At 34.4% G+C, this 1,729-nt stretch carries 1 protein-coding gene; it reads left to right on the top strand.

Annotated elements, in window-relative coordinates:
• The first annotated feature begins 160 nt into the window (after window positions 1-160).
• Window positions 161-1,525, top strand: coding sequence for a DDE-type integrase/transposase/recombinase (locus DFR80_RS15060; RefSeq protein ID WP_114490479.1), 1,365 nt, complete (start codon window positions 161-163; stop codon window positions 1,523-1,525).
• Window positions 1,526-1,729: the final 204 nt, after the last annotated feature.

Raw genomic sequence — 1,729 nt, 5'->3', positions numbered from 1 at the left:
CGTTACGTCAAATCTAATAGTTTTTTTAAAAATATTAATAGTTATCATAGTTGTCAGGTTAGGAATCTGTATAAAATGCAGGAATCCCCTCCCCTGAGCTCGTAAATAGTAATTGAGAGAACCACAACTTACTAACCCAGAAAGGAAGGGATCCTAAGTTATGATTTCTCGAAATTTTCCTAATTTCCTGCTTAAACCTCTTATGAATTTTGTTCTTTTGGTTTATCTCTTTTTCTCAAAACTTTTTCATGTTGATTTTGAACCCAAAGAAAAACTTGATGATAGTTATACTAAATTTAACAGTTTTGATGATCCACTGCCTGATATTGAGTATAATAATCCTGATTATCAGGAAATTCTAGCTGAAGCTAAAGAAAATGGTGAACCAATTAAAAAAGTTAATCGCCGCAAACCACTAACTGTAGACGTTGATGGATGCTCTAAATGTGGAGCTCCCAAAAAATATCTCTACAGCTTTGGCCATGATAAAGACGGTTACCAGAAGTTTCAGTGTAAAGTCTGCGATCATCAGTGGGCTCCTGAAAAACCTGAACAAAGACCTAAAAACAGACCAACTTATCGCTGTCCCTACTGCGGTTACGCCCTTGATAAACATGTAGAACGAAAAAACTTTGTTAAGTATAGATGCCGAAATGATAATTGCTCTAAATGGAAAAATGATCATAAAAGATATAAATATCGTGCCTATGATTTTGACATTGATAATCTTGAAGTTTCAAGGCCTGATAAAGAACCTGTTAACCTTGATCATTCCCAGTATGGGCAATTCATAATCTCCAAATCTATTGACTTTTATGTCGGTCTTGGCCTTTCTTTAAGGCAGTCTAAAAGAGCTCTTAAACTGGCCTATGATGTTTCACCATCAGCTCAGACTATCCAGAACTGGACTGTTTCATTAGCCCACAGACTTGGTCCTAAAATTAAGGACCTTGATCTACCTTTATCTGGTATTGTTGCTGTTGATGAAACATATATTAAAATCAAAGGCAGCTGGCATTATCTCTTTACTGCCATTGATGGTAAGAATGGCTGTATCATCGCTCAGCATCTCTCAAAACATCGAGATACCAAAGGTGCAATCACCATCCTCAAAAGAATTATTGACCAATATCAGGGTCAGGATTTTGTCCTTGTTTCTGATATGGCACCAATATATAGAGCTGCTGTACATGCTGCTAAGGTCTTTTTAAAGACCGAGATAGATCACAGACAGGTTAAAGGGCTTTTTACTGATGATGATAATTCAGATGAGGTTTACAGGCCCTATAAAAACATCATTGAGCGTTTTTTTGGCACCTATAAAGCTCATTACAAGCGTCATAAAAGCTTTAGTTCCTTTGATGGTGCTCTTGCTCATATAACTTTATATCAGCTATATTTTAACTACATAAAACCTCATAGCTCTTTTGATAACAAGGCTCCTCTTGTTGTTGAAGATTCAAGAGGTCAACCCATTAACTCTTGGGCTCAACTTATCAGGTGGATCAACAAAACTGATAAGTAACTAAATATTTTTACTGAGTAACTTTTCAAAAAATCTTGCTTAACTCTTTTAGAGTTTTATATTTATCTAATTCCATTTTTTAGCATTATTTACATCTTCAAACTTTTGACATTCTTAAGATTTTTATTATAATTAAAATTAGTGATGTTCTATTACTATTTACTTACATTTTATGGTAACTATCATATTTTATTTGACGTTATC

This window comes from Halanaerobium sp. ST460_2HS_T2 (assembly GCF_003337665.1).
GTDB classification, from domain to species: domain Bacteria; phylum Bacillota; class Halanaerobiia; order Halanaerobiales; family Halanaerobiaceae; genus Halanaerobium; species Halanaerobium kushneri.
Note: the sequence above shows the minus strand (reverse complement) of the source record. Positions and strands in the feature narration are given on the sequence as shown.